Annotated in this window: 8 protein-coding genes, 17 tRNA genes, 6 rRNA genes and 2 pseudogenes; 30 read left to right on the top strand and 3 right to left on the bottom strand. The window is 40.3% G+C overall.

All coding sequences use genetic code 11. From position 1 onward, the window contains the following. The first annotated feature begins 49 nt into the window (after positions 1–49). The 23 genes from H1A07_RS07700 to H1A07_RS07590 all read left to right on the top strand — a co-directional run bounded on the left by H1A07_RS07700 (position 50) and on the right by H1A07_RS07590 (position 11,670). Positions 50–1,621, top strand: a 16S ribosomal RNA gene (locus H1A07_RS07700). Positions 1,622–1,840: 219 nt separating this feature from the next. Continuing rightward, positions 1,841–4,743, top strand: a 23S ribosomal RNA gene (locus H1A07_RS07695). Positions 4,744–4,804: 61 nt separating this feature from the next. Next, positions 4,805–4,921: ribosomal RNA gene (rrf, locus tag H1A07_RS07690) — 5S ribosomal RNA — on the top strand. Between the two features lie 5 nt (positions 4,922–4,926). Continuing rightward, positions 4,927–4,999: transfer RNA gene (locus H1A07_RS07685), tRNA-Val, on the top strand. Positions 5,000–5,001: 2 nt separating this feature from the next. Continuing rightward, positions 5,002–5,074 (top strand) — tRNA-Lys (locus tag H1A07_RS07680). Positions 5,075–5,093: 19 nt separating this feature from the next. Continuing rightward, positions 5,094–5,178, top strand: a tRNA-Leu gene (locus H1A07_RS07675). A 1-nt stretch (position 5,179) separates the two neighbouring features. Continuing rightward, positions 5,180–5,252 (top strand) — tRNA-Thr (locus H1A07_RS07670). 19 nt (positions 5,253–5,271) lie between these two features. Then, positions 5,272–5,343, top strand: a tRNA-Gly gene (locus H1A07_RS07665). Positions 5,344–5,355: 12 nt separating this feature from the next. Continuing rightward, positions 5,356–5,441: transfer RNA gene (locus tag H1A07_RS07660), tRNA-Leu, on the top strand. A 9-nt stretch (positions 5,442–5,450) separates the two neighbouring features. Continuing rightward, positions 5,451–5,524: transfer RNA gene (locus tag H1A07_RS07655), tRNA-Arg, on the top strand. Between the two features lie 5 nt (positions 5,525–5,529). After that, positions 5,530–5,603: transfer RNA gene (locus tag H1A07_RS07650), tRNA-Pro, on the top strand. 27 nt (positions 5,604–5,630) lie between these two features. Beyond that, a tRNA-Met gene (locus H1A07_RS07645) sits at positions 5,631–5,704 on the top strand. A gap of 13 nt (positions 5,705–5,717) precedes the next feature. Beyond that, a tRNA-Ile gene (locus tag H1A07_RS07640) sits at positions 5,718–5,791 on the top strand. Between the two features lie 30 nt (positions 5,792–5,821). Beyond that, positions 5,822–5,895: transfer RNA gene (locus H1A07_RS07635), tRNA-Met, on the top strand. Positions 5,896–5,898: 3 nt separating this feature from the next. After that, positions 5,899–5,971, top strand: a tRNA-Asp gene (locus H1A07_RS07630). 4 nt (positions 5,972–5,975) lie between these two features. Further along, positions 5,976–6,048, top strand: a tRNA-Phe gene (locus H1A07_RS07625). A 17-nt stretch (positions 6,049–6,065) separates the two neighbouring features. Continuing rightward, positions 6,066–6,136: transfer RNA gene (locus H1A07_RS07620), tRNA-Gly, on the top strand. A 12-nt stretch (positions 6,137–6,148) separates the two neighbouring features. Further along, a tRNA-Ile gene (locus H1A07_RS07615) sits at positions 6,149–6,222 on the top strand. A gap of 2 nt (positions 6,223–6,224) precedes the next feature. Beyond that, positions 6,225–6,314 (top strand) — tRNA-Ser (locus tag H1A07_RS07610). A gap of 400 nt (positions 6,315–6,714) precedes the next feature. After that, positions 6,715–8,287 (top strand): 16S ribosomal RNA (locus H1A07_RS07605). Positions 8,288–8,506: 219 nt separating this feature from the next. After that, a 23S ribosomal RNA gene (locus tag H1A07_RS07600) occupies positions 8,507–11,406 on the top strand. A 61-nt stretch (positions 11,407–11,467) separates the two neighbouring features. Further along, positions 11,468–11,584: ribosomal RNA gene (gene rrf / locus H1A07_RS07595) — 5S ribosomal RNA — on the top strand. Together the 16S, 23S and 5S rRNA genes with 17 tRNA genes alongside form the textbook arrangement of a ribosomal RNA operon. Positions 11,585–11,597: 13 nt before the next feature. After that, positions 11,598–11,670, top strand: a tRNA-Asn gene (locus H1A07_RS07590). 120 nt (positions 11,671–11,790) lie between these two features. Here the strand turns inward: H1A07_RS07590 and H1A07_RS07585 are convergent. Then, positions 11,791–13,164, bottom strand: a complete 1,374-nt coding sequence (locus H1A07_RS07585; RefSeq protein WP_210144858.1) for an amino acid permease — start codon at positions 13,162–13,164, stop codon at positions 11,791–11,793. Between the two features lie 302 nt (positions 13,165–13,466). Between H1A07_RS07585 and adhE the strand changes: the two genes are divergently transcribed. Then, positions 13,467–16,076 (top strand): bifunctional acetaldehyde-CoA/alcohol dehydrogenase, encoded by a 2,610-nt coding sequence (gene adhE / locus H1A07_RS07580; RefSeq protein WP_210144857.1) that lies wholly within the window; start codon positions 13,467–13,469, stop codon positions 16,074–16,076. A gap of 196 nt (positions 16,077–16,272) precedes the next feature. Further along, positions 16,273–16,956, top strand: a pseudogene (locus H1A07_RS07575) (transposase); the annotation flags it as partial. A 162-nt stretch (positions 16,957–17,118) separates the two neighbouring features. Here H1A07_RS07575 and H1A07_RS07570 read toward each other — a convergent pair. After that, positions 17,119–17,544, bottom strand: a complete 426-nt coding sequence (locus H1A07_RS07570) for a hypothetical protein (protein WP_094495778.1) — start codon at positions 17,542–17,544, stop codon at positions 17,119–17,121. A 279-nt stretch (positions 17,545–17,823) separates the two neighbouring features. Here H1A07_RS07570 and H1A07_RS07565 point away from each other — a divergent pair. The 4 genes and pseudogenes from H1A07_RS07565 to H1A07_RS07550 form a co-directional block, all read left to right on the top strand. Continuing rightward, positions 17,824–18,387: pseudogene (locus H1A07_RS07565) on the top strand (carboxymuconolactone decarboxylase family protein); the annotation flags it as partial. A gap of 175 nt (positions 18,388–18,562) precedes the next feature. Beyond that, positions 18,563–20,443 (top strand): TerB N- and C- terminal domain-containing protein, encoded by a 1,881-nt coding sequence (locus H1A07_RS07560; protein ID WP_210144856.1) that lies wholly within the window; start codon positions 18,563–18,565, stop codon positions 20,441–20,443. 4 nt (positions 20,444–20,447) lie between these two features. Next, positions 20,448–21,779 (top strand): ATP-binding protein, encoded by a 1,332-nt coding sequence (locus tag H1A07_RS07555; protein ID WP_210144855.1) that lies wholly within the window; start codon positions 20,448–20,450, stop codon positions 21,777–21,779. A gap of 7 nt (positions 21,780–21,786) precedes the next feature. Then, positions 21,787–24,009, top strand: coding sequence for a DEAD/DEAH box helicase (locus tag H1A07_RS07550; protein WP_210144854.1), 2,223 nt, complete (start codon positions 21,787–21,789; stop codon positions 24,007–24,009). Between the two features lie 49 nt (positions 24,010–24,058). On the opposite strand, the gene galE is transcribed toward H1A07_RS07550, so the two are convergent. Continuing rightward, on the bottom strand, positions 24,059–25,051 hold the full coding sequence (gene galE / locus H1A07_RS07545) for a UDP-glucose 4-epimerase GalE (protein WP_210144853.1): 993 nt from the start codon (positions 25,049–25,051) through the stop codon (positions 24,059–24,061). A gap of 174 nt (positions 25,052–25,225) precedes the next feature. On the opposite strand from galE, the gene H1A07_RS07540 reads away from it, so the two are divergent. Then, positions 25,226–26,557 carry an FAD-containing oxidoreductase gene (locus H1A07_RS07540; RefSeq protein ID WP_210144852.1) on the top strand — a complete coding sequence of 444 codons (1,332 nt, stop codon included), beginning with the start codon at positions 25,226–25,228 and terminating at the stop codon, positions 26,555–26,557. Positions 26,558–26,609 lie beyond the last annotated feature (52 nt).

The following is a 26,609-nucleotide window of genomic DNA, read 5'->3' as shown; positions in this document are numbered from 1 at the left end:
CTCAAAGAAAGTTTTAGAGCTAAACGATAAAAAGCTCATTTTCAAAAAGGAAAATGAGAGTTTGATCCTGGCTCAGGACGAACGCTGGCGGCGTGCCTAATACATGCAAGTCGAGCGAGCTTGCCTAGATGATTTTAGTGCTTGCACTAAATGAAACTAGATACAAGCGAGCGGCGGACGGGTGAGTAACACGTGGGTAACCTGCCCAAGAGACTGGGATAACACCTGGAAACAGATGCTAATACCGGATAACAACACTAGACGCATGTCTAGAGTTTAAAAGATGGTTCTGCTATCACTCTTGGATGGACCTGCGGTGCATTAGCTAGTTGGTAAGGTAACGGCTTACCAAGGCAATGATGCATAGCCGAGTTGAGAGACTGATCGGCCACATTGGGACTGAGACACGGCCCAAACTCCTACGGGAGGCAGCAGTAGGGAATCTTCCACAATGGACGCAAGTCTGATGGAGCAACGCCGCGTGAGTGAAGAAGGGTTTCGGCTCGTAAAGCTCTGTTGGTAGTGAAGAAAGATAGAGGTAGTAACTGGCCTTTATTTGACGGTAATTACCTAGAAAGTCACGGCTAACTACGTGCCAGCAGCCGCGGTAATACGTAGGTGGCAAGCGTTGTCCGGATTTATTGGGCGTAAAGCGAGTGCAGGCGGTTCAATAAGTCTGATGTGAAAGCCTTCGGCTCAACCGGAGAATTGCATCAGAAACTGTTGAACTTGAGTGCAGAAGAGGAGAGTGGAACTCCATGTGTAGCGGTGGAATGCGTAGATATATGGAAGAACACCAGTGGCGAAGGCGGCTCTCTGGTCTGCAACTGACGCTGAGGCTCGAAAGCATGGGTAGCGAACAGGATTAGATACCCTGGTAGTCCATGCCGTAAACGATGAGTGCTAAGTGTTGGGAGGTTTCCGCCTCTCAGTGCTGCAGCTAACGCATTAAGCACTCCGCCTGGGAGTACGACCGCAAGGTTGAAACTCAAAGGAATTGACGGGGGCCCGCACAAGCGGTGGAGCATGTGGTTTAATTCGAAGCAACGCGAAGAACCTTACCAGGTCTTGACATCCAGTGCAAACCTAAGAGATTAGGTGTTCCCTTCGGGGACGCTGAGACAGGTGGTGCATGGCTGTCGTCAGCTCGTGTCGTGAGATGTTGGGTTAAGTCCCGCAACGAGCGCAACCCTTGTCATTAGTTGCCATCATTAAGTTGGGCACTCTAATGAGACTGCCGGTGACAAACCGGAGGAAGGTGGGGATGACGTCAAGTCATCATGCCCCTTATGACCTGGGCTACACACGTGCTACAATGGACGGTACAACGAGAAGCGAACCTGCGAAGGCAAGCGGATCTCTTAAAGCCGTTCTCAGTTCGGACTGTAGGCTGCAACTCGCCTACACGAAGCTGGAATCGCTAGTAATCGCGGATCAGCACGCCGCGGTGAATACGTTCCCGGGCCTTGTACACACCGCCCGTCACACCATGAGAGTCTGTAACACCCAAAGCCGGTGGGATAACCTTTATAGGAGTCAGCCGTCTAAGGTAGGACAGATGATTAGGGTGAAGTCGTAACAAGGTAGCCGTAGGAGAACCTGCGGCTGGATCACCTCCTTTCTAAGGAAGGCGAAAGATGATGGAGAGTGCGAGAGCACTAAGAGAAGTCATCGAGAAAGCCAAGCGGAAGCACACTGAGAAACTTTGTTTAGTTTTGAGGGTAATACCTCAAGAGTTAGTACATTGAAAACTGAATATAATCTAAAGCAAAAAACCGAGACAATCGAAGAAAACAGATTGAAGAGCGACCGAGAAGAGAGAGAAACTCAACTTGAAATAGGTCAAGTAGAAAAGGGCGCATGGTGAATGCCTAGGCACTAGAAGCCGATGAAGGACGTGACGAACCACGAAAGGCTTCGGGGAGCAGTAAGTAAGCAGTGATCCGGAGATATCCGAATGGGGGAACCCAATACCGAGAGGTATTATCATTAGCTGTTAAGGCTAATGAAGGAAGACGCAGTGAACTGAAACATCTAAGTAGCTGCAGGAAGAGAAAGAAAAATCGATTTCCCAAGTAGCGGCGAGCGAACAGGAAAGAGCCCAAACCAGCTGGCTTGCCAGTTGGGGTAGTAGGACTGCGATATAGTACTTGAAGTGATAGCAGAATTATCTGGAAAGATAAGCCAGAGAGGGTGAAAGCCCCGTAAGCGAAATTGCAGAGAGACTTAGCAGGATCCTGAGTAGGTCGGGACACGAGGAATCCCGATTGAAACCGCGAGGACCATCTCGCAAGGCTAAATACTAACTAGTGACCGATAGTGAACCAGTACCGTGAGGGAAAGGTGAAAAGAACCCCGGAAGGGGAGTGAAAAAGAACCTGAAACCGTGTGCCTACAAGTAGTCAGAGCACATTAAAGTGTAATGGCGTGCCTTTTGTAGAATGAACCGGCGAGTTACGTTATGGTGCAAGGTTAAGTCAGAAAAGACGGAGCCGGAGCGAAAGCGAGTCTGAAGAGGGCGAAAGAGTATCATGACGTAGACCCGAAACCAAGTGACCTACCCATGACCAGGTTGAAGGCGTGGTAAAACACGCTGGAGGACCGAACCCACGTGAGTTAAAAATCGCGGGGATGAGTTGTGGGTAGCGGTGAAATTCCAAACGAACTTGGAGATAGCTGGTTCTCTCCGAAATAGCTTTAGGGCTAGCCTCGTGTGAATGATAATGGAGGTAGAGCGCTGTTTGGACTAGGGGCCCGTCAGGGGTTACTGAATCCAGATAAACTCCGAATGCCAGATATCAATGCACGGGAGTCAGACTGCGAGTGATAAGATCCGTAGTCGAAAGGGAAACAGCCCAGATCACCAGTTAAGGTCCCCAAATCTATGCTAAGTGGAAAAGGATGTGGAGTTGCGTAGACAACTAGGATGTTGGCTTAGAAGCAGCCACCATTTAAAGAGTGCGTAATAGCTCACTAGTCGAGTGACGCTGCGCCGAAAATGTACCGGGGCTAAGCATAGTACCGAAACTGTGGATGCATATATTATATGCGTGGTAGGAGAGCGTTCTAAGTGCGGCGAAGTTAGATCGAGAGGACTAATGGAGCGCTTAGAAGTGAGAATGCCGGTATGAGTAGCGAAAGATAGGTGAGAATCCTATCCGCCGAAAGACTAAGGTTTCCTGGGGCAGGCTCGTCCGCCCAGGGTAAGTCGGGACCTAAGGTAAGGCCGAGAGGCGTAGCCGATGGACAACAGGTAGAGATTCCTGTACTGAAATTGTTCGATAAGAGCAAAGGAGGGACGCAGGAGGCTAATGACGCATGTTGCTGGAAATACATGTGCAAGCAGTAAGAAAAAAGATGAGTCAAATGCTTGTCTTTAGATTTCAAGCTGTGACGCGGAGCGAAATAAAAGTAGCGAAGGTCATGATGTCACACTGCCAAGAAAAGCTTCTAGCCAGAACAATTTTACCCGTACCGCAAACCGACACAGGTAGTCGAGTGGAGAACACTCAGGTGAGCGAGAGAACTCTCGTTAAGGAACTCGGCAAAATGACCCCGTAACTTCGGGAGAAGGGGTGCTGATAGTAAAATATCAGCCGCAGTGAATAGGCCCAAACAACTGTTTATCAAAAACACAGGTATCTGCAAAATCGTAAGATGACGTATAGGTGCTGACACCTGCCCGGTGCTGGAAGGTTAAGAGGAGAGCTTAGCGAAAGCGAAGGTTTGAATTGAAGCCCCAGTAAACGGCGGCCGTAACTATAACGGTCCTAAGGTAGCGAAATTCCTTGTCGGGTAAGTTCCGACCTGCACGAAAGGTGTAATGATTTGGGCACTGTCTCAACGAGAGACTCGGTGAAATTATAATACCCGTGAAGATGCGGGTTACCCGCGACAGGACGGAAAGACCCCATGGAGCTTTACTGTAGCTTGATATTGAGTATTTGTTAAACATGTACAGGATAGGTAGGAGCCAGAGAAAGTAGGACGCTAGTCTTACCGGAGGCAATGTTGGGATACTACCCTTGTTTGATGGATCCTCTAACTCACAGAGCTGAGCGTTCTGGAGGACAGTGTCAGGTGGGCAGTTTGACTGGGGCGGTCGCCTCCTAAAATGTAACGGAGGCGCCCAAAGGTTCCCTCAGAATGGTTGGAAATCATTCGCAGAGTGTAAAGGTATAAGGGAGCTTGACTGCGAGAGGTACACCTCGAGCAGGGACGAAAGTCGGGCTTAGTGATCTGGTGGTACTGCATGGAAAGGCCATCACTCAACGGATAAAAGCTACCCTGGGGATAACAGGCTTATCTCCCCCAAGAGTTCACATCGACGGGGAGGTTTGGCACCTCGATGTCGGCTCGTCGCATCCTGGGGCTGAAGTCGGTCCCAAGGGTTGGGCTGTTCGCCCATTAAAGCGGCACGCGAGCTGGGTTCAGAACGTCGTGAGACAGTTCGGTCCCTATCCGTCGTGGGCGTAGGAAATTTGAGAGGAGCTGTCCTTAGTACGAGAGGACCGGGATGGACATACCGCTGGTGTACCAGTTGTCTTGCCAAAGGCATCGCTGGGTAGCTATGTATGGAAGGGATAAGCGCTGAAAGCATCTAAGTGCGAAGCCCCCCTCAAGATGAGATTTCCGATGCGTAAGCAGTAAGACACCTTAAAGACGATGAGGTAGATAGGCTAGGAGTGGAAGCATAGTGATATGTGGAGCGGACTAGTACTAATCAGTCGAGCACTTGACCAAAGCTCAAAGGTTTAGAGCAGAAGATTATATTCAGTTTTGAGTGTAAAAGCTCAAGAAAGAGTACGGTGGCGATGGCAAGAAGGATACACCTGTTCCCATGCCGAACACAGAAGTTAAGCTTCTTAACGCCGAGAGTAGTTGGTGGGAAACTGCCTGCGAGGGTAGGTAGTCGCCGTGCTAAATGGAGGATTAGCTCAGCTGGGAGAGCATCTGCCTTACAAGCAGGAGGTCACAGGTTCGAGCCCTGTATCCTCCATTGAGTCGTTAGCTCAGTTGGTAGAGCATCTGACTTTTAATCAGAGGGTCGGCAGTTCGAGCCTGCCACGACTCATTGGCCCAGAAAAACTCAAGCGGGTGTGGCGGAATTGGCAGACGCGCTAGATTTAGGTTCTAGTGTTTTCGGACGTGTGGGTTCAAGTCCCACCACCCGTACCATGCCGATTTAGCTCAGTTGGTAGAGCATCTGTCTTGTAAACAGGGGGTCGAAGGTTCGAGTCCTTTAATCGGCATAAAAATTGAATAAAGAATGCGGAAGTAGTTCAGTGGTAGAACATCACCTTGCCATGGTGGGGGTCGCGGGTTCGAATCCCGTCTTCCGCTTATCATTATCATGCCGGGGTGGCGGAACTGGCAGACGCACGGGACTTAAAATCCCGCGGTTGGTGACAACCGTACCGGTTCGATTCCGGTCCTCGGCATATAATGATGCACCCTTAGCGCAACTGGATAGAGTGTCTGACTACGAATCAGAAGGTTGAAGGTTCAAATCCTTCAGGGTGCACACTTCGGGAAGTGGCTCAGTTTGGTAGAGCACCTGGTTTGGGACCAGGGGGTCGCAGGTTCGAATCCTGTCTTCCCGATTGTAGCTTAGAAGAAAGTTACAGGATGGCGGTGTAGCTCAGCTGGCTAGAGCGTCCGGTTCATACCCGGGAGGTCGAGGGTTCGATCCCCCCCGCCGCTATAGAGGTAAGCTTGGACCTTTAGCTCAGTTGGTTAGAGCAGACGGCTCATAACCGTCGGGTCGTAGGTTCGAGTCCTACAAGGTCCATAGGATCTTGGTTTTTTTATATAGAAACATCGCGGGATGGAGCAGTCTGGTAGCTCGTCGGGCTCATAACCCGAAGGTCATAGGTTCAAATCCTGTTCCCGCAATATGGTCCCTTGGTGTAGGGGTTATCACGCCTCCCTGTCACGGAGGAGATCACCGGTCCGAATCCGGTAGGGACCGTAATGGCTCGATAGCTCAGTTGGTAGAGCAAAGGATTGAAGCTCCTTGTGTCGGCGGTTCGATTCCGTCTCGCGCCATTAGGAAGCAAGAAGTTGCGGGTATAGTTTAGTGGTAAAACGAAAGCCTTCCAAGCTTTAGTCGCGAGTCCGATTCTCGTTACCCGCTTCAAAGGAAAAGGGGCCTATAGCTCAGCTGGTTAGAGCGCACGCCTGATAAGCGTGAGGTCGATGGTTCAAGTCCATTTAGGCCCATTGGAGATTTACTCAAGTGGCTGAAGAGGCGCCCCTGCTAAGGGTGTAGGTCGGTTTATACCGGCGCGAGGGTTCGAATCTCTCAATCTCCGCTTTATAGATTGCTTCATTAATAAATATTTAATGAAGCTTTTTATTTTCCTTTGGTTAAATCTGTAAAGTAATACATGGTGTTTGAGGCAAGCAAAAAGAGCAAATAAAAAAGTTCAAAAAAAGCTTGCCAAAGCGAGCGAAAGATGATAATATTATAAAGCTGTCATTTGAGAGAGATGAGAAAATTAAAAAGGCTCTTGTCAAAACTCAAAAGACATGATATAATATAAAAGTTGTCACGAGACAACGGTAGTACCTTGAAAACTGAACAAAGTTTCGCTGAAAGTGTGCGGGATATAAAAATCCCAAACAAAAGCGAAGTCAATTCGCAAGCAATAAATTTGAGATAACTCAAAGAAAGTTTTAGAGCTAAACGATAAAAAGCTCATTTTCAAAAAGGAAAATGAGAGTTTGATCCTGGCTCAGGACGAACGCTGGCGGCGTGCCTAATACATGCAAGTCGAGCGAGCTTGCCTAGATGATTTTAGTGCTTGCACTAAATGAAACTAGATACAAGCGAGCGGCGGACGGGTGAGTAACACGTGGGTAACCTGCCCAAGAGACTGGGATAACACCTGGAAACAGATGCTAATACCGGATAACAACACTAGACGCATGTCTAGAGTTTAAAAGATGGTTCTGCTATCACTCTTGGATGGACCTGCGGTGCATTAGCTAGTTGGTAAGGTAACGGCTTACCAAGGCAATGATGCATAGCCGAGTTGAGAGACTGATCGGCCACATTGGGACTGAGACACGGCCCAAACTCCTACGGGAGGCAGCAGTAGGGAATCTTCCACAATGGACGCAAGTCTGATGGAGCAACGCCGCGTGAGTGAAGAAGGGTTTCGGCTCGTAAAGCTCTGTTGGTAGTGAAGAAAGATAGAGGTAGTAACTGGCCTTTATTTGACGGTAATTACCTAGAAAGTCACGGCTAACTACGTGCCAGCAGCCGCGGTAATACGTAGGTGGCAAGCGTTGTCCGGATTTATTGGGCGTAAAGCGAGTGCAGGCGGTTCAATAAGTCTGATGTGAAAGCCTTCGGCTCAACCGGAGAATTGCATCAGAAACTGTTGAACTTGAGTGCAGAAGAGGAGAGTGGAACTCCATGTGTAGCGGTGGAATGCGTAGATATATGGAAGAACACCAGTGGCGAAGGCGGCTCTCTGGTCTGCAACTGACGCTGAGGCTCGAAAGCATGGGTAGCGAACAGGATTAGATACCCTGGTAGTCCATGCCGTAAACGATGAGTGCTAAGTGTTGGGAGGTTTCCGCCTCTCAGTGCTGCAGCTAACGCATTAAGCACTCCGCCTGGGGAGTACGACCGCAAGGTTGAAACTCAAAGGAATTGACGGGGGCCCGCACAAGCGGTGGAGCATGTGGTTTAATTCGAAGCAACGCGAAGAACCTTACCAGGTCTTGACATCCAGTGCAAACCTAAGAGATTAGGTGTTCCCTTCGGGGACGCTGAGACAGGTGGTGCATGGCTGTCGTCAGCTCGTGTCGTGAGATGTTGGGTTAAGTCCCGCAACGAGCGCAACCCTTGTCATTAGTTGCCATCATTAAGTTGGGCACTCTAATGAGACTGCCGGTGACAAACCGGAGGAAGGTGGGGATGACGTCAAGTCATCATGCCCCTTATGACCTGGGCTACACACGTGCTACAATGGACGGTACAACGAGAAGCGAACCTGCGAAGGCAAGCGGATCTCTTAAAGCCGTTCTCAGTTCGGACTGTAGGCTGCAACTCGCCTACACGAAGCTGGAATCGCTAGTAATCGCGGATCAGCACGCCGCGGTGAATACGTTCCCGGGCCTTGTACACACCGCCCGTCACACCATGAGAGTCTGTAACACCCAAAGCCGGTGGGATAACCTTTATAGGAGTCAGCCGTCTAAGGTAGGACAGATGATTAGGGTGAAGTCGTAACAAGGTAGCCGTAGGAGAACCTGCGGCTGGATCACCTCCTTTCTAAGGAAGGCGAAAGATGATGGAGAGTGCGAGAGCACTAAGAGAAGTCATCGAGAAAGCCAAGCGGAAGCACACTGAGAAACTTTGTTTAGTTTTGAGGGTAATACCTCAAGAGTTAGTACATTGAAAACTGAATATAATCTAAAGCAAAAAACCGAGACAATCGAAGAAAACAGATTGAAGAGCGACCGAGAAGAGAGAGAAACTCAACTTGAAATAGGTCAAGTAGAAAAGGGCGCATGGTGAATGCCTAGGCACTAGAAGCCGATGAAGGACGTGACGAACCACGAAAGGCTTCGGGGAGCAGTAAGTAAGCAGTGATCCGGAGATATCCGAATGGGGGAACCCAATACCGAGAGGTATTATCATTAGCTGTTAAGGCTAATGAAGGAAGACGCAGTGAACTGAAACATCTAAGTAGCTGCAGGAAGAGAAAGAAAAATCGATTTCCCAAGTAGCGGCGAGCGAACAGGAAAGAGCCCAAACCAGCTGGCTTGCCAGTTGGGGTAGTAGGACTGCGATATAGTACTTGAAGTGATAGCAGAATTATCTGGAAAGATAAGCCAGAGAGGGTGAAAGCCCCGTAAGCGAAATTGCAGAGAGACTTAGCAGGATCCTGAGTAGGTCGGGACACGAGGAATCCCGATTGAAACCGCGAGGACCATCTCGCAAGGCTAAATACTAACTAGTGACCGATAGTGAACCAGTACCGTGAGGGAAAGGTGAAAAGAACCCCGGAAGGGGAGTGAAAAAGAACCTGAAACCGTGTGCCTACAAGTAGTCAGAGCACATTAAAGTGTAATGGCGTGCCTTTTGTAGAATGAACCGGCGAGTTACGTTATGGTGCAAGGTTAAGTCAGAAAAGACGGAGCCGGAGCGAAAGCGAGTCTGAAGAGGGCGAAAGAGTATCATGACGTAGACCCGAAACCAAGTGACCTACCCATGACCAGGTTGAAGGCGTGGTAAACACGCTGGAGGACCGAACCCACGTGAGTTAAAAATCGCGGGGATGAGTTGTGGGTAGCGGTGAAATTCCAAACGAACTTGGAGATAGCTGGTTCTCTCCGAAATAGCTTTAGGGCTAGCCTCGTGTGAATGATAATGGAGGTAGAGCGCTGTTTGGACTAGGGGCCCGTCAGGGGTTACTGAATCCAGATAAACTCCGAATGCCAGATATCAATGCACGGGAGTCAGACTGCGAGTGATAAGATCCGTAGTCGAAAGGGAAACAGCCCAGATCACCAGTTAAGGTCCCCAAATCTATGCTAAGTGGAAAGGATGTGGAGTTGCGTAGACAACTAGGATGTTGGCTTAGAAGCAGCCACCATTTAAAGAGTGCGTAATAGCTCACTAGTCGAGTGACGCTGCGCCGAAAATGTACCGGGGCTAAGCATAGTACCGAAACTGTGGATGCATATATTATATGCGTGGTAGGAGAGCGTTCTAAGTGCGGCGAAGTTAGATCGAGAGGACTAATGGAGCGCTTAGAAGTGAGAATGCCGGTATGAGTAGCGAAAGATAGGTGAGAATCCTATCCGCCGAAAGACTAAGGTTTCCTGGGGCAGGCTCGTCCGCCCAGGGTAAGTCGGGACCTAAGGTAAGGCCGAGAGGCGTAGCCGATGGACAACAGGTAGAGATTCCTGTACTGAAATTGTTCGATAAGAGCAAAGGAGGGACGCAGGAGGCTAATGACGCATGTTGCTGGAAATACATGTGCAAGCAGTAAGAAAAAGATGAGTCAAATGCTTGTCTTTAGATTTCAAGCTGTGACGCGGAGCGAAATAAAAGTAGCGAAGGTCATGATGTCACACTGCCAAGAAAAGCTTCTAGCCAGAACAATTTTACCCGTACCGCAAACCGACACAGGTAGTCGAGTGGAGAACACTCAGGTGAGCGAGAGAACTCTCGTTAAGGAACTCGGCAAAATGACCCCGTAACTTCGGGAGAAGGGGTGCTGATAGTAAAATATCAGCCGCAGTGAATAGGCCCAAACAACTGTTTATCAAAAACACAGGTATCTGCAAAATCGTAAGATGACGTATAGGTGCTGACACCTGCCCGGTGCTGGAAGGTTAAGAGGAGAGCTTAGCGAAAGCGAAGGTTTGAATTGAAGCCCCAGTAAACGGCGGCCGTAACTATAACGGTCCTAAGGTAGCGAAATTCCTTGTCGGGTAAGTTCCGACCTGCACGAAAGGTGTAATGATTTGGGCACTGTCTCAACGAGAGACTCGGTGAAATTATAATACCCGTGAAGATGCGGGTTACCCGCGACAGGACGGAAAGACCCCATGGAGCTTTACTGTAGCTTGATATTGAGTATTTGTTAAACATGTACAGGATAGGTAGGAGCCAGAGAAAGTAGGACGCTAGTCTTACCGGAGGCAATGTTGGGATACTACCCTTGTTTGATGGATCCTCTAACTCACAGAGCTGAGCGTTCTGGAGGACAGTGTCAGGTGGGCAGTTTGACTGGGGCGGTCGCCTCCTAAAATGTAACGGAGGCGCCCAAAGGTTCCCTCAGAATGGTTGGAAATCATTCGCAGAGTGTAAAGGTATAAGGGAGCTTGACTGCGAGAGGTACACCTCGAGCAGGGACGAAAGTCGGGCTTAGTGATCTGGTGGTACTGCATGGAAAGGCCATCACTCAACGGATAAAAGCTACCCTGGGGATAACAGGCTTATCTCCCCCAAGAGTTCACATCGACGGGGAGGTTTGGCACCTCGATGTCGGCTCGTCGCATCCTGGGGCTGAAGTCGGTCCCAAGGGTTGGGCTGTTCGCCCATTAAAGCGGCACGCGAGCTGGGTTCAGAACGTCGTGAGACAGTTCGGTCCCTATCCGTCGTGGGCGTAGGAAATTTGAGAGGAGCTGTCCTTAGTACGAGAGGACCGGGATGGACATACCGCTGGTGTACCAGTTGTCTTGCCAAAGGCATCGCTGGGTAGCTATGTATGGAAGGGATAAGCGCTGAAAGCATCTAAGTGCGAAGCCCCCCTCAAGATGAGATTTCCGATGCGTAAGCAGTAAGACACCTTAAAGACGATGAGGTAGATAGGCTAGGAGTGGAAGCATAGTGATATGTGGAGCGGACTAGTACTAATCAGTCGAGCACTTGACCAAAGCTCAAAGGTTTAGAGCAGAAGATTATATTCAGTTTTGAGTGTAAAAGCTCAAGAAAGAGTACGGTGGCGATGGCAAGAAGGATACACCTGTTCCCATGCCGAACACAGAAGTTAAGCTTCTTAACGCCGAGAGTAGTTGGTGGGAAACTGCCTGCGAGGGTAGGTAGTCGCCGTGCTCTTTTTTAATATTCCGGCTTAGCTCAGTTGGTAGAGCACCTGACTGTTAATCAGGTTGTCGTCAGTTCGAGTCTGACAGCCGGAGTTTAAAGGATAGAGAAAAGGGAAGAATGAAGTGAAGACTTTATTCTTCCTTTTTCTTTGTATAGTTTTTATTTTTGATATTAAAAAAGTCTCTAGTTAAATAAAACTAGAGACTAAAAAATCAATTTGTCTTTTTTTGTATAAAATGCGTAATGCAAACTAAGATTATAAAGATGATCCCTGCACTTATCATTGGAATACGGTAATTTGGAAAAATTAGTAATACAATAATCATCGAAATAAAGAAAAGCAATACTGCTAGATCAGATAAAGGATAAAGTGGCATTTTAAATGAAGGGAGCTCCAGTTTAGGCGTTTTCTTTCTATATGTCATATGGGTAATAATCATTATCGACCAAATTACTAAGAACATACTTGTTGCTGTTGCAGAAATAAATGTGAAAGCGTCTTTTAAAAAGAAATTTAATAATGGAGCTAATGCAATTAAAATTGTTGAAAATATTAAAGCGTTTTTAGGTAATTGACGATGGTTTAATTTCCCTAAATGCTTACTTATCTTATTCTTACTCTTATAGTTTATTGAAAATAATAAGCGGCCAGCGCTATAGATAAAACTATTAGTTGATGAAATAGCAGCACTTATTACCACGAAATTAATAATGGAACCTGCATTTTTAATTCCAGTTGCACCTAATGCTTGAACAAATGGTGAACTGGATGTTGAAACTTTATCCCACGGTATAGCCAATAAAATACTAAGAATTGCTAGAACATAGAATAAAATAATTCTAACTGGTAATTGATCGATTGCACGAGTAATAGTTTTTTTAGGTTCTTTAGCTTCAGCCGCAGTTAATCCAATTAGTTCAACGCCAATGAAACTAAAAATTACCATTTGAAATCCTAATAAGAAACCTTTTGGTCCCTTTGCAAATATACCTCCATCGACTACCATATTTTGCCAACTTACATGACCGTACTTGGTTGTTCCATTTGTAATCAAGAGATAGAACATAAGAATAACGAATGCAATGATAGTAACAATTTTTATAATTGCAAAACTAAATTCGAGATTTCCAAAAACACGGGCTGAGATAAGATTAATTGCTAGTAAAACCAATAAAGTAATTAATCCCGGAATCCAACTTTGTAGGTGTGGCCACCAATACTGAAAATAAATTCCTAAAGCAGTAATTTCTGCCATGGCCAATGTCAGCCAACTGAACCAATATAAATATCCAGTTGTAGTTCCAACACTCTTTCCAAGATACTCGCTAATAAAATCAATATAAGTATTTTTATTAATATCCGAGAGTATCAATTCTCCTAATGCTCTCATTAAAAGAAAGAGAAAAAAACCTACTAGACAGTAAATAAAAATTACAGCAGGACCTGCTAATTCAATACTGTTGCCGACACCTAGAAAAAGCCCAGTTCCAATTGTCCCTCCCAACGCAATTAGTTGAATATGGGCATTCGTTAAACTACGTTTCATAGTTTTAACCTCAGATGATTCTGAGCTATTTTTTGACATTAAAATATAAAACTCCTTTCATAGTTTATTAAAATTTTAACATAAAAATCTATGATAACTGCTAAATTGTATAGTTTTTAATATTTTTTATAGGATTTGAGTTAAGAAATTAGTTGTGAAATATTTTTCAATATTAGTAAAAATGAAATCGTTAACATTACTGAAAATAGTTATTTCTTACTTTTAATCATATTGTGAATTTGTAAAAAAGTGCACAAAGTCATTTACAAACGTTTAAGAGAGGCGCTATACTGTGATTGTTCATAAAAAATGCCTAGATTTCCGAGTAGGAGGCCCAATAGATGGTGCAAGATAAAAAGGCTGAAAAAGAAAATAAAGCAATCGATGTAAATAAAATGATTAATAGCTATGTTGAAAAGGCACATAATGCCTTGGATGAAATGACTAATTTTAATCAAGAACAAGTTGATAAAATTTGTGAGGCTATTGCAAGTGCTGGTGAACAAAACAGTTATTTGTTAGCTAAGATGGCAGTTGAAGAAACTGGCCGTGGAGTAGTGGAAGATAAGACTATAAAAAATATGTTTGCTAGCGAAAATATTTGGAACAGTCTTCGTCATGAAAAAACGGTTGGCGTGATTGAAGAAGATAAAGAAAAGCAATTAATTAAAATTGCAGAACCAAAAGGTGTTATAGCTGGTGTAACACCTGTTACTAACCCAACTTCAACTGTAATTTTTAAGGCTATGCTTGCATTAAAGACTAGAAATGCTATTATTTTTGGTTTTCACCCACAAGCACAAAAGAGTTGTGTTAAAACTGGTGAAATTATTCGTGAAGCCGCAATTAAAGCCGGTGCTCCTAAGGATGCTATTCAATGGATTGAATATCCTAGCCTTGAAGCAACTAGTACGTTAATGAACCATCCAAACGTTCAAACTATTTTGGCTACTGGTGGTCCTGGAATGGTTAAGGCTGCTTATTCATCAGGAAAACCTGCTATTGGTGTGGGTCCTGGTAATGGTCCATCATATATTGAAAAGACTGCAAATATTCCGGAGTCTGTATATGATATTGTTTTATCTAAGACTTTTGATAATGGAATGATTTGTTCTTCTGAAAACTCTGTTGTAGTAGATGAAGATATTTACAATAAGGTAAAGGAAGAATTCAAGTCTTGGAATTGTTACTTCTTGAAGCCAGATGAAATTAAGAAGTTTGAAGAGAAATTCATTGATCCTAAGAGAGGAACAGTTGCTGGTCCTGTTGCAGGTCGTTCTGCTTATCAAATTGCAAAATTATGTGGTGTAGATGTACCAGAAGATACTAAAGTAATTATCGCTGAATATAAGGGAGTAGGTAAAAAGTATCCTTTATCTGCTGAAAAACTTTCTCCAGTATTTACTATGTATAAAGCTAAGGATCACGAAGATGCTTACAAGATTTGTACTGATCTTCTAAACTATGGCGGTCGTGGTCATACTGCTGGTGTTCATTCTCAAGATGAAAAAGTAATTGATGACTTTTCAATGAAGATGGATGCATGTCGTATTTTGGTAAATTCTCCGGCTTCAGTTGGTGGTGTTGGTGATCTTTACAATAATATGCTTCCTTCACTTACTTTAGGAACTGGATCTTATGGTGCAAACACATTCTCACATAATATTGGTGCTAGAGACTTGCTAAACATTAAGACAGTTGCAAAACGTCGTGACAATATGCAATGGATTAAGGTACCGAAGAAAACTTATTTCGAACATAATGCGGCAAATTATCTAAAGCATATGCCAGATGTTGAAAGATTTTTCATTGTGACTGATGAAGGCGTAGCAAGTAAATATATTAATGAAATTACTGATATCATTAGTCAACGTCGTGGTAAAAAGAGCTATGAAGTTTTTCAAGCAGTAACTAAAGATCCAGATACCGATATCATTGCTGATGGAGTTCATAGAATGAATATCTTTAAGCCTGATGTAGTTATTGCTGTTGGTGGTGGCTCAGTAATGGATGCTGCCAAGGCAATGCGTTTATTTTATGAAAATCCAGATATGAGTTTTGAAGATGCTTATTCAAAATTTCTAGATATTAGAAAAAGAACAGTAAGATTTCCAAAATATAATGCCATTCAATTAGTATGTATTCCAACTACTTCGGGTACTGGTTCAGAAGTATCTCCATTTTCAATTATTAAAGATACTAAAACGGGTATTAAACATACTCTTTGTGATTATTCTTTAAATCCAGATGTTGCAATTGTTGATGACCAATTTGTAGAAACTATGCCTAAAGAATTGATTGCTCGTTCAGGGTTTGAAGCATTAGCTCATGCAGTTGAAAGTTACGTTTCAACAATGGCCACTGACTTTACTCGTGGTTGGTCAATGGAAGCTATTAAATTGATTTTTGAAAACTTAGAGAAGTCATATAATGGTGATCAAAGTGCAAGAAGTAGAATGCACAATGCTGCTACCCTGGCTGGTATGGCATACGCAAATGCATTCTTAGGAGTAGGTCATGCAATTGCTCATACTGAATCATCTGAATTTGGTGTTCCAAGTGGCTTAAGTGATGCAATTGCAATGCCATATGTAATTAAATTTAATTCTAAGAAGCCTAGAAAACTTGCTATGCGTCCGCATTATTCAACTTTTAGAGCAGATAAAGATTATGCAGAAATTGCACGTAGTTTAGGTTTAAAGGGAGACACTACTCAAGAATTAGTTGATGCCTTAATTAAGAAGGTTGTTGAACTAGGTCATGGCGTAGGAATGAAGTTAAGTCTTAAAGCTAATGGAGTTAATGAAACAGATTTCAATAATAAGATTGAAAATATGGCTATTGAAGCTTATGGTGATCAAAATGTTGTAACTAATCCTTCTGCTTTATTAATTAGTGAAATTAAGGGATTAATGAAAGAAACTTATGCAGGAAAGGGAATTGAAGCTTAACTCTTTTTCTCATACCTCATTTGAAATATTAATATGAATTCGCACATAAAATGTGTCTGGGAAAAAACTAACTCCTAGACCATAAAAAAGAACGATGATTTCCATTTGGATTTCATCGTTCTTTTTCTATACTTTTAGTTTCTTCCTTGATATCATCAAATCACCACAAAATAAAAACAAAAAGGTGGAAACTAGTATGTACAAAGATTATAACACAGGTCAAATTGCTTTAACACTCAATTTAGATTTTGCCATTCCCAGCAATCACTTAGCTAATGCTATCAGCTGGTTTGTGGATTCAATTCTAGAAGAGTATTTTCAGGCAGAAAGATTGAGCTGATGCTTTTGGCTGACCAGCAAAAGATTTCATATCATACTATCAATAACTTCAGATCCAGCAGCCATGCCAATGAATTGGTGAAGAAGAGCTTTATCTACTTTACCAATCTATTGGTGGATGAGGGGCTAATCGAGGGGCTAATCAATGAAGAGACCATTTTTATTGATGGCACTAAATAAGAAGTATTTTATTCCCTACACTATGTATGAAAAAGAACAAGACAGAAAGTATAAAAATGATCCATCCAAGCTGAGCAATTGGTACTACAGTGAAAAAGATGAATTATTACATTGATCATCTTGGCGTTAGATTCAACTTCAAATATTATAGCCAGCGTCAAGTACGCTATAATCCTAATTGGCAATATTTAAAAGAAAAAACAAAAAAGTTCTTCAAAGCGAACCTATCTACGGCATGAGAAAATATGACGTAGAGCCAGTTTTTTGGCATTTGAAGAACGTATTTGGTATGTGCAGAACACATATAAGAGGCAAAAAGAAAGTTGAAACAGATGTCGGAATAGCCTTCATGTTTTGGAACAGAAGATAGAAGACCATTTTTGTTTAATTAAAAGGAAAAAGGACAATCAAAACTCAATTGAGAATTTTGATTGTCCTTTTATTATGGTCTAGAAGTTAGTTTTTCCCCAGACACTTTTCTTAATGTGTATGTAAATTAAATATTTAATTTATCGATTATAAATTAGTTTAACTTACCGGCTTTCTTCAAGATGTCTTGAGCCTTTTCAAGATAGTGATGTTCGGTTCTAAAGGCATCAATGTCACCACCGTTGAAGTCGTTTAATTTAGCAAGCTTGTCATCTAATTCTTCAAAGTCTTTCTTTAAATCGTTGATAACAGGTTCTTCTTCTTGTTCATAGACGTAGTGATTTTCGGTTGAATCTTTAGGACCTTCACCCTTGAATTGTTCGATCTTGTCTTCGTCTTTGTCGACTTTTCTTGCGTGCTTAAGAATTGATTTAATATCCTTAATTGTTTCGTGTTGAGCGGTGCGATGTTTCTTATCATCAATACTATCTTCAATCTTTGTTAAGTGACCTTCTGCATCTGAAATCTTCTTAGCGATTCTATCTAATGCTTTGAGTTCTCTTTTTGCATAATCTGTCATAACAATATACCTCCTAAAATCTTTCTATTAACTTAATCATCCTTATTATAAAATCTAATAAGGATAGTTTCAAGAATAAGGCGTTATTTTATGAAATAACCGTATAGGTTTGAAATATCTAATAATATTATAAACTTAAGTACAATTATTTAATTAAATGAAATTAGCTGATAGTATATGCGTTATTTTTATTTCATGCTTTAACTGTATATTTCTACATAAATATACAGTAATTTTCATTTGATGTGGCTGCATTTATAAGAATGAAGCGTGGAATTAATGTTTAGAGAAAATGCAAAAAATACTCATGAAAAACTTTTAAAAGAAAATGATCCAGATGTATGGGAAAGAATTAGTCATTTTACTTTTGAAGAAGTACAAGATGATGTTGCCTTACCAAATAAAAAAAGTTACTTTCTAATTTAGCATGTTTATTGGGGATGCAAGGACTAGAAGAATTTTGCTTAATGTTTCCAGTTGCCTTGTCTAATGTTGTCAGCCCTATAGAAGCAAAGGAAGTTGTTTATCAAGCAATAGATTATCTAGGGTTAGGACGGGTAATGCCATTTTTTAAAGTAATGAATAATATATTATTTGAACGTGGTGTGAAATTATCTTTGTCAAGGCAAGCCACTACTACAATGGATAATCGTCTTGAAAAAGGCGAAGAAACTCAAATGAGACTGTTTGGTCCACAAATGAAAGATTTTGCTAAAAAAGGAATTATTAATAGATGGTTAGTAGATAGCTGTTTTGGAGATTATTACACTGGAAAAGGGTTAGATGATAAAGAGCGCGAAATGATAACTTTTTTATTTAGCTGCTCAAGGCGCATGTGAACCATAATTATTGGCACATGCAAAAGCTAATGCAATTAATGTTATTAACCAAGTAAAATAGATTATTTATAGTTAAATAACTGCACTGAAATTTTAGAGATCTCAGTGCTTTTTATTATGGCTTAATGGCTAGGACGAAGAAAATATAGTAGAATGTATGTTCGAAAGGAGATAGAGCCATGAATACCGATGAACTGTTGAGCTACGCGATAAGACATTTTGGAAGAAACAGTATTAGTAAAGTTAATAATAACGCTAACATAATTGCTTTTAGTTCACCGATTACTAAAAAATGGTTTGCTATTTTAAATTTAGACCCTAAAAGTAAAAAATTAAATCTTAATTGTGGTGAATTTTCGGCAACAATTAAAGATCTGCCTGGGTTTTCAACTGCTTCTTTAGTGAAAGATGATAATTGGGTTGAAGTTAGTTTGCTTTTAAGCGAGCAAAAAATAAAGCAAGCGTTGGAATATGCTTTTAAAGTTGTATTAATGACAAATAAAAAGAATAATCCAGAAAAATTAATTTATATTCCTGATGTCAATCAAAATGATGAAGAAAATGTATATCATGAACAAAAATTAAATTTTAAGAATTGGAAAAAATCGTCACGTTTTGTTGAAGAAAAAAATAAATTTACTGAAGATAAAATTGATTTAAATTTTGAAGAAACTCAATCTGTACCTAAAGAAATTAAAGAAATGATTAAGTCGTATCAGTATTTATTAAATGGAGCTATTAGAAGAGAACAAAATTTTTATTCTCAGGGGAAATTAATGGCTGATTATGAAGATGACTATGATCGAAAGCAATCATTCTTAAGATATTATCCAACGTATCATGACTTAACTGTGGGACAGGCTCGAACATACTTTACTTGGCGAACGAAAATAAGACACAATATTTATGAAAAAACTTCAGATTCATATGCTTATATATATTTATATGAACTACTGAATGGAATTGGAGTTAAAAATTCGCAAGAAGGATTAGAGGGGCTAATTAATTTTAATAAAAATTATGCTCAAAAATTTTCTTCAGAAATGGGGGCTTATATTGAAAGATGGATTCGTGATTATCTTATTTTTTATAATATTGATTCGAAAACTTATGACTCATTTATTAAGGAACGCGATAAAGATAAAAAGTATGAACAATTACTATATCCGCAAAACTTTTCTGAACATGAAGTTGTTACTAGTTTAATAAGCCTATCGAACTATAAAATTACTAATTGTCCTTTATATAAAAAGGATGAAGAAAAATTTGAACATTTATTGGCTTTAATTTGGCAGCAAATTTTAGATTTGAGACAAGATGGATTTGATTTTTTTACTAATTACATTGCGTATAAAAATCAAATGACAGTTCAGCTTTTTGCTGCTGCTGTTTTTAATCATAATTTGATTTCAAAAACGAATAGTTATGAAGTTGATCAAATTAGAAAGTATTTTTATGATGAAGAAAAGAAAACTTGGTATTGTGAATCTTATTGGGGATTAGCTGGTCAAAAAAGTATTGTAGGAAATTTATTGCATGAAGTTGATCGTGAAGTAAGACAAAGTTTTCATTTAGGAAGAGACTTAAAGCCTAGAAAAATTGAAAAACATTATCTTCAGGCGATTAAAGATGGAATAAAAGAATATCAAATAGAAGAACAGAAGCTAAATCATCCTGAACTAGAAATTAATTTATCTCAATTATCTATGATTAGAGAAGATGCTGCAGATACCCGAGATAGCTTGTTGACCGAAGAAGAGCTTAAAGCTGAACAAGAAGAGAAGACTCAGGTTGAAGAGAATTCTGTAGATAATGTTAAAGAAGATTATGGTTTAAGTAAGGAAGAAGTAACCACAGTAATAATGCTTTTAAATGGAGAAGATCCAAAGAAGTATCTTAAAGAAAATCACTTAATGGCAGCAATTGTAATCGATAATATAAATGAGAAAATGTTTGATGAAATTGGAGACAATGTAGTTGAGTTTATAGATGATGCACCTATACTTATTGAAGATTATCGGGAAGAGTTAGAAGATATGTTTTTGAAAGGAAATAGTTAATAAAATGGCTAATCAAAAGAGAAAAGTGCCTAAAAGAATAGCTCAGACTATTTTAAACTCTTTAAAAGGAGGAGTAGTTCCAAGAATCGGCCTGCCATATATTACAGTAGGACGAAAAGCAGAAATTGAAGCTTTATTACATGATGTGGAATTGATTGGAGAAGGAGGAGCTTCTTTTAGATTTATCGTAGGGCGGTACGGTTCTGGTAAAAGTTTTTTACTTCAAACAATTAGAAATTATGTAATGGATAAGAATTTTGTTGTAGTTGACGGAGATTTATCACCAGAAAGACGTTTGCAAGGTGGAAAAGGACAAGGATTGGCTACTTATCGAGAATTGATTCAAAATCTTTCTACTAAAACTCGACCAGAAGGAGGAGCCTTAACTTTAATTCTTGATCGTTGGATTAATTCAATTCAAATGCAAGTTGTAGCAGACACAGACTTAAATGAAGGTAGTCCGGCCTTTGAAGAGGCTGTTAATAAAAAGATTTATGTGGTAATTTCAAGTTTATCCGAATTAGTACATGGGTTTGATTTTGCCAAATTACTCGAGATGTATTATCAAGCTTATGTTAATGCTGATGAAGAAACTAAGGCTAAAGTTGTTAAATGGTTTAGAGGTGAATATGCTAATAAAACTCAAGCTAAAAAAGAATTAGGAGTAGATATTGTAATCTCGGATGATGATTGGTATGAATATTTGAAACTTTTTGCGTCATTCTTTAGACAAGCAGGATATACAGGTCTGATGATTATGATCGATGAATTAGTAAATATTTATAAGATTCCCAACAGCATTAGTCGTCAGTATAATTATGAGAAAATATTAACCATGTATAATGATGCTCTTCAAGGAAAAGCAAAGTATCTTGGCCTTATTATGTGCGGTACGCCGCAAGCTGTTGAAGATAAAAGAAGGGGAGTATATTCCTATGAGGCTTTACGTTCTCGTTTAGCTAGTGGGAAATTTTCTGAAGCTGGAAATCGTGATATGTATGCCCCAGTTATTAAACTTGATCCACTTACTCCAGAAGAAATGCTTGTTTTAACTGAAAAACTCGCGGATATGCATGCTAATTTATACGGATATGAAAAAGTAATCACCGAAAATGATTTAGAAAAATTTATTAAGATTGAATATTCACGTGTAGGTGCATCTTCTAACATTACACCACGTGAAATTATTCGTGATTTTATTGAACTATTAGATATTGTTTGGCAAAATCCTCAGACTGATATTGAGCACCTACTTAATTCAGATAAATTTTCTTATACTGAGTCAAATGTAGTTTCAGATGATAAATCTGATAATTTCGCTGAGTTTAAAATTTAAGTGAAAAATGGATATTTTTACACGTTTTGCTCCTTTTATTCAAGATTATATTTATGAACATGATTGGCAAAAATTACGTTCAATTCAAGTTGGAGCAGCAGAAGCTATTTTTAATAGTCAGGATAATGTATTATTGGCAGCTTCAACAGCTTCGGGGAAAACGGAAGCTGCTTTCTTTCCTATTCTGACTGAACTTTATGAAGATCCTTCTAAATCGGTTGGAGTGTTATATATTTCGCCATTAAAAGCGTTGATCAATGACCAATATGAGCGTTTAAGTGACCTTTGCCAAGAGGTTGACATTCCAGTTTGGCGCTGGCATGGTGAGGTAGCTCAGACTCAAAAACGAAAATTGCTTAAGCATCCTTCTGGAATCTTACAAATTACTCCAGAATCTTTAGAGTCATTAATGATTAATAAGCATATGGATATCCCGAATTTATTTCATGATCTAAGATATGTAGTCATTGATGAATTACATTCTTTCTTAAGATCAGATCGTGGGGGACAAACTTTTTGTCTGATTGAACGCTTGTCTAAAATGGCGGGAGTTGATCCGAGACGTATTGGACTTTCGGCCACAATTGGAGATACGAAAGCAGCCGCGGAATTTTTAGGTGCTGGTTCAAGGCGTAAGACAATTGTTCCTAAGTCAGAAGGTGGCGGTCAAGTTTGGCGTCTATCAATGGAGCATTTTTATGATAATGGACCACAAGCTGATAGTAGTGACTTTGATCCAGCGCAACCAGTTTTAGATGAAAAAAGTGATCAAGCCCCTGAGATGGCTGATCCGTCAATAGCTTATATTTTTGAACACACACGTGGAAAGAAATGCCTAGTTTTTACCAACAGTAGAGAAGAATGTGAAGCTGTTTGTCAAATTTTAAGACAATATTGTGAAGTAAGACATGAACCGGATCGTTTCCTAATTCACCATGGTAATTTGTCCGCAGCTTATCGCCAAACAGCAGAAGCTGAGATGAAGGATAAGGATTCATTTATGACTACTTGTGCTACAGCAACACTTGAGTTAGGAATCGATATTGGAAAACTAGAGCGAGCATTTCAAATTGATGCACCCTTTACTGTCTCTGGCTTTTTGCAGAGAATGGGTAGAACTGGCCGACGTGGAAATCCATCTGAAATGTGGTTTGTAATGCGTGAATCACATCCTGAATCTCGTGCCATGCTTCCAGAAACTATCCCTTGGTCCTTACTTCAAGGTATTGCCTTGGTTCAGCTTTATTTGGAAGAAAAATGGGTAGAGCCACCAGTGCCGAATAGATTACCATATAGTTTGCTTTATCATCAGACAATGTCTACTTTAGCGTCAAATGGAGAAATGACACCAGCAGAGTTAGCTTCTAGAGTATTGCCCCTTCGTTATTTTCATAATGTTAGTCAAGATGACTATCGCATATTGCTCCGTCATCTAATAAAAGAAGATCATATTCAGCAAACAGAAAATGGTGGCTTAATTGTTGGTTTAGCTGGGGAAAAAGTAGTTAATAATTTCAAGTTTTATGCTGTTTTTCAGGAAAATGAAGAATATTCGGTTAAATCTGAGTCTGAAGAATTGGGTACTATTGTTAAACCACCGCCGGTAGGCGATAAAATTGCTATTGCTGGCCGTGTGTGGGTAGTAGAAGATGTTGATCGTAAAAGGCATCAAGTTTATTGCCATCCAGTTAAAGGGAGAATTCCTGCATATTTTGGTGATGTAGCAGGTGATATTCAACCTAAAATTTTACAGAGAATGAAAAAGATTTTAGGCGAAAAGATGAAATATCCGTATTTAATGGAGCATGCAGTAGCACGTTTGAAAGAAGTACGAGATGCCGCAAACACTTCCGGGATGCTAGAAAGTAATTTAATTAATTTAGGTGGAAAAATGTGGTGTCTTTTTCCTTGGACTGGAACCTATGCTTTCTTAGCATTAGAAAGATTAGTTAAGATTAAATGTGCTAAACGGGTAGGATTAAGAGGCTTTAATTCTAGTCGTCCATATTTTATGCAATTTGCAATGGATGTAAACAAGGATGAGTTTCTAGAAATTTTAAGAGAAGAAGCAAATAAAGACTTTGATCCTTTGGAGCTAGTTTATCCAAAAGAAGTTCCTGTTTTTGATAAGTACGATGAGTATTTACCAGATGAATTAGTAAGAAAGGAATTCGCACAAAGTATTTTAGATATTAAAGAAATGAAAAATTGTGTGAATAATTTAAGATAAAAAATAACCATTCAGTATCCACTAACTGAATGGTTATTTATTTTATTATTTACTTATCTTCGTAACCCTTTGGGTGGGTCTTGTGCCAGTTCCAAGCAGTTGCGATAACGTCATCAACGTTTTCATGCTTTGGTTTCCAGCCTAGAACTTTACGAGCTTTGCTTGAGTCTGCAACTAAGGAATCAGGGTCTCCGCCTCTTCTTGGTCCAATAGTGTAAGGGATGTCAATGCCAGTAACTTTCTTAGCAGCTTCAAGAATTTCTAAGTTTGAGTAACCTTGAGCAGTACCTAAGTTAAAGACATCAGACTTGTTAGTTTCCATTACGTGCTTAAGAGCTAAGATATGGGCGTCAATTAAGTCTTCAACTTGAACGTAGTCACGAACATTAGTACCGTCTTTAGTGTCATAGTCGTCACCAAAAATAGTAAAGTTGCCATCACCAGAAATAGCACTCTTTAAGATATTTGGAATTAGGTGAGTTTCAGGACCGTGATCTTCACCAATTGAACCGTCGCTTGAAGCACCAGCAACATTAAAGTAGCGAAGAGCGATTGACTTGATACCATCAGCTTTGTCAGCCCAGTGCATGATCTTTTCCATCATCATCTTAGTTTCACCGTATGGGTTGATTGGATCAAGTGGTGTATCTTCAGTAATTGGTAAAGTCTTTGGAATACCGTAAGTTGCAGCACTTGATGAGAAGACCAAATACTTAACTTTAGCGTCCTCCATTGCTTGAAGTAATGAAATCATACCAGAAACATTGTTGTCATAGTACTTCAAAGGCTTTTTAACAGATTCAGGAACTAAAGAGTAAGCTGCAAAGTGCATTACAGCATCAATATTTTCATCACGTAAAATCTTGCTTACTAAGTTAGTATCTTCGATATCGCCTTGGTAAAATTTAGCCTTTTTATCAACAGCCTTTCTGTGGCCAGTGTAAAGAGAATCTAAAACGACAACAGTGTTTCCTTCTTCAATTAACTTTCTAACAGCGTGAGAGCCGATATAGCCAGCTCCACCGATAACTAATACTCGCATTAACTAGTTACTCCTTTTTTATTAAATAATAACCGAATCAAATTAATTTTATCATAATAGATAGATTTAAAAATTTCGATTTAAAAATTTTGAGCATAAATAGTGCAATTTAATAATATAGGTTTAAAATAATAAATAAGAAATTAAGCTTATAAAAAGTAAGAGGATAAAAAGATGCAAACAATAAAAAATATAATCATTGGATTCGGTAAGGGTGGAAAAACTTTAGCTAAATTTTTAGCACAAAAGGGTGAAGAGGTATTAGTCATTGAAAAATCTAATAAAATGTACGGTGGTACTTGCATTAATATTGCATGTCTTCCTTCAAAAAGATTGATTATTGAAGCAGCTAATGGTGTCAGCTATGTAGATGCAGTAAATGGTAAAAATGAAATGACAGCGCAATTGAGAGATAAGAATTATCACATGCTAGCAGATGAAAAGAACGTAACAGTATTAGACGGCGAAGCGCATTTCATCGCAGATCATGAAATTGAGGTAGTTTTACCTAATGGTGAAAAAACTCAGTATAGGGGAGAGAGAATCTTCATTAATACTGGAGCCGTTCCAGTAATGTTACCTATTCCAGGTTTAAAAGAAAGTAAGTATGTTCTGAATTCTACTCAGGCAATGGATGAAAAGAAGATGCCAGAGAACTTAACAATTATTGGTGCTGGTTATATTGGCTTAGAGTTTGCTAGTATGTTCGCAAAATATGGTAGTAAAGTAACTGTACTTGACCATAGTAAAGAATTTTTAAGCCGTGAAGATGAGGATATTAGTCAATTAGTCAAGAAAGATCTAGAAGAGGCTGGCATACATTTTGAACTTGGCGTCGATATCGAAGAAATTTCTGATGGAGAAAATGAGGCAAAGGTTCGTTATCAGGTAGATGGTCAGGAAAAAGAGATTAGTGCAGATCGAATCTTAGTGGCAACAGGAAGAAAACCCAATATTGAAAATTTAGGATTAGAAAATACTGCAATTGAAGTAACTGATCGTGGTGCGATTAAAGTAGATGATTTCCTAAGAACAACTGTAGATAATGTATGGGCAATTGGAGATGTTAAAGGTGGTCTTCAATTTACTTATATTTCACTAGACGATTTTAGAATCATTAAAGATCAATTATTTGGCACTGGCGCACGAATGATTAGTGATCGTAAAGTAGTACCTTATAGTGTATTTATTTCACCAGCTTTATCTCAAGTTGGCTTAAATGAAAAGCAAGCACAAAAACAGGACAAAAAATATAAATTGTTTAAATTACCAGTTGCTGCTATTCCTAAAGCTAAAGTGGCTAAGGATAGCAGAGGATTATTTAAAGCTCTAGTTGATCCTGAAACCGAAGAAATTTTAGGTGCAACCTTATATGGAATTGAGTCGTATGAATTAATTAATATGATTTCGTTGGCTATGAAAGCTCACTTATCTTATACGGTTTTAAGAGATCAGATTTATACTCATCCAACTATGTCAGAAGCCTTTAATGATTTATTTAAATAATTGGTATCATAAAGTTTTCATAACTTATTTTTATAATATAAAGTAATTTAAG

Source organism: Lactobacillus taiwanensis (genome assembly GCF_017894345.1).
GTDB lineage: Bacteria > Bacillota > Bacilli > Lactobacillales > Lactobacillaceae > Lactobacillus > Lactobacillus taiwanensis.
This window is presented reverse-complemented; position numbering and strand designations above follow the sequence as displayed.

Excerpts from the sequence above, each read along its gene's own strand:
- H1A07_RS07550 (WP_210144854.1), top strand. The coding sequence starts at position 21,787 with ATGGATATTTTTACACGTTTTGCTCCTTTTATTCAAGATTATATTTAT.
- H1A07_RS07585 (WP_210144858.1), bottom strand. The coding sequence starts at position 13,164 with ATGTCAAAAAATAGCTCAGAATCATCTGAGGTTAAAACTATGAAACGT.
- H1A07_RS07555 (WP_210144855.1), top strand. The coding sequence starts at position 20,448 with ATGGCTAATCAAAAGAGAAAAGTGCCTAAAAGAATAGCTCAGACTATT.
- galE (WP_210144853.1), bottom strand. The coding sequence starts at position 25,051 with ATGCGAGTATTAGTTATCGGTGGAGCTGGCTATATCGGCTCTCACGCT.
- H1A07_RS07560 (WP_210144856.1), top strand. The coding sequence starts at position 18,563 with ATGAATACCGATGAACTGTTGAGCTACGCGATAAGACATTTTGGAAGA.
- H1A07_RS07540 (WP_210144852.1), top strand. The coding sequence starts at position 25,226 with ATGCAAACAATAAAAAATATAATCATTGGATTCGGTAAGGGTGGAAAA.
- H1A07_RS07570 (WP_094495778.1), bottom strand. The coding sequence starts at position 17,544 with ATGACAGATTATGCAAAAAGAGAACTCAAAGCATTAGATAGAATCGCT.
- adhE (WP_210144857.1), top strand. The coding sequence starts at position 13,467 with ATGGTGCAAGATAAAAAGGCTGAAAAAGAAAATAAAGCAATCGATGTA.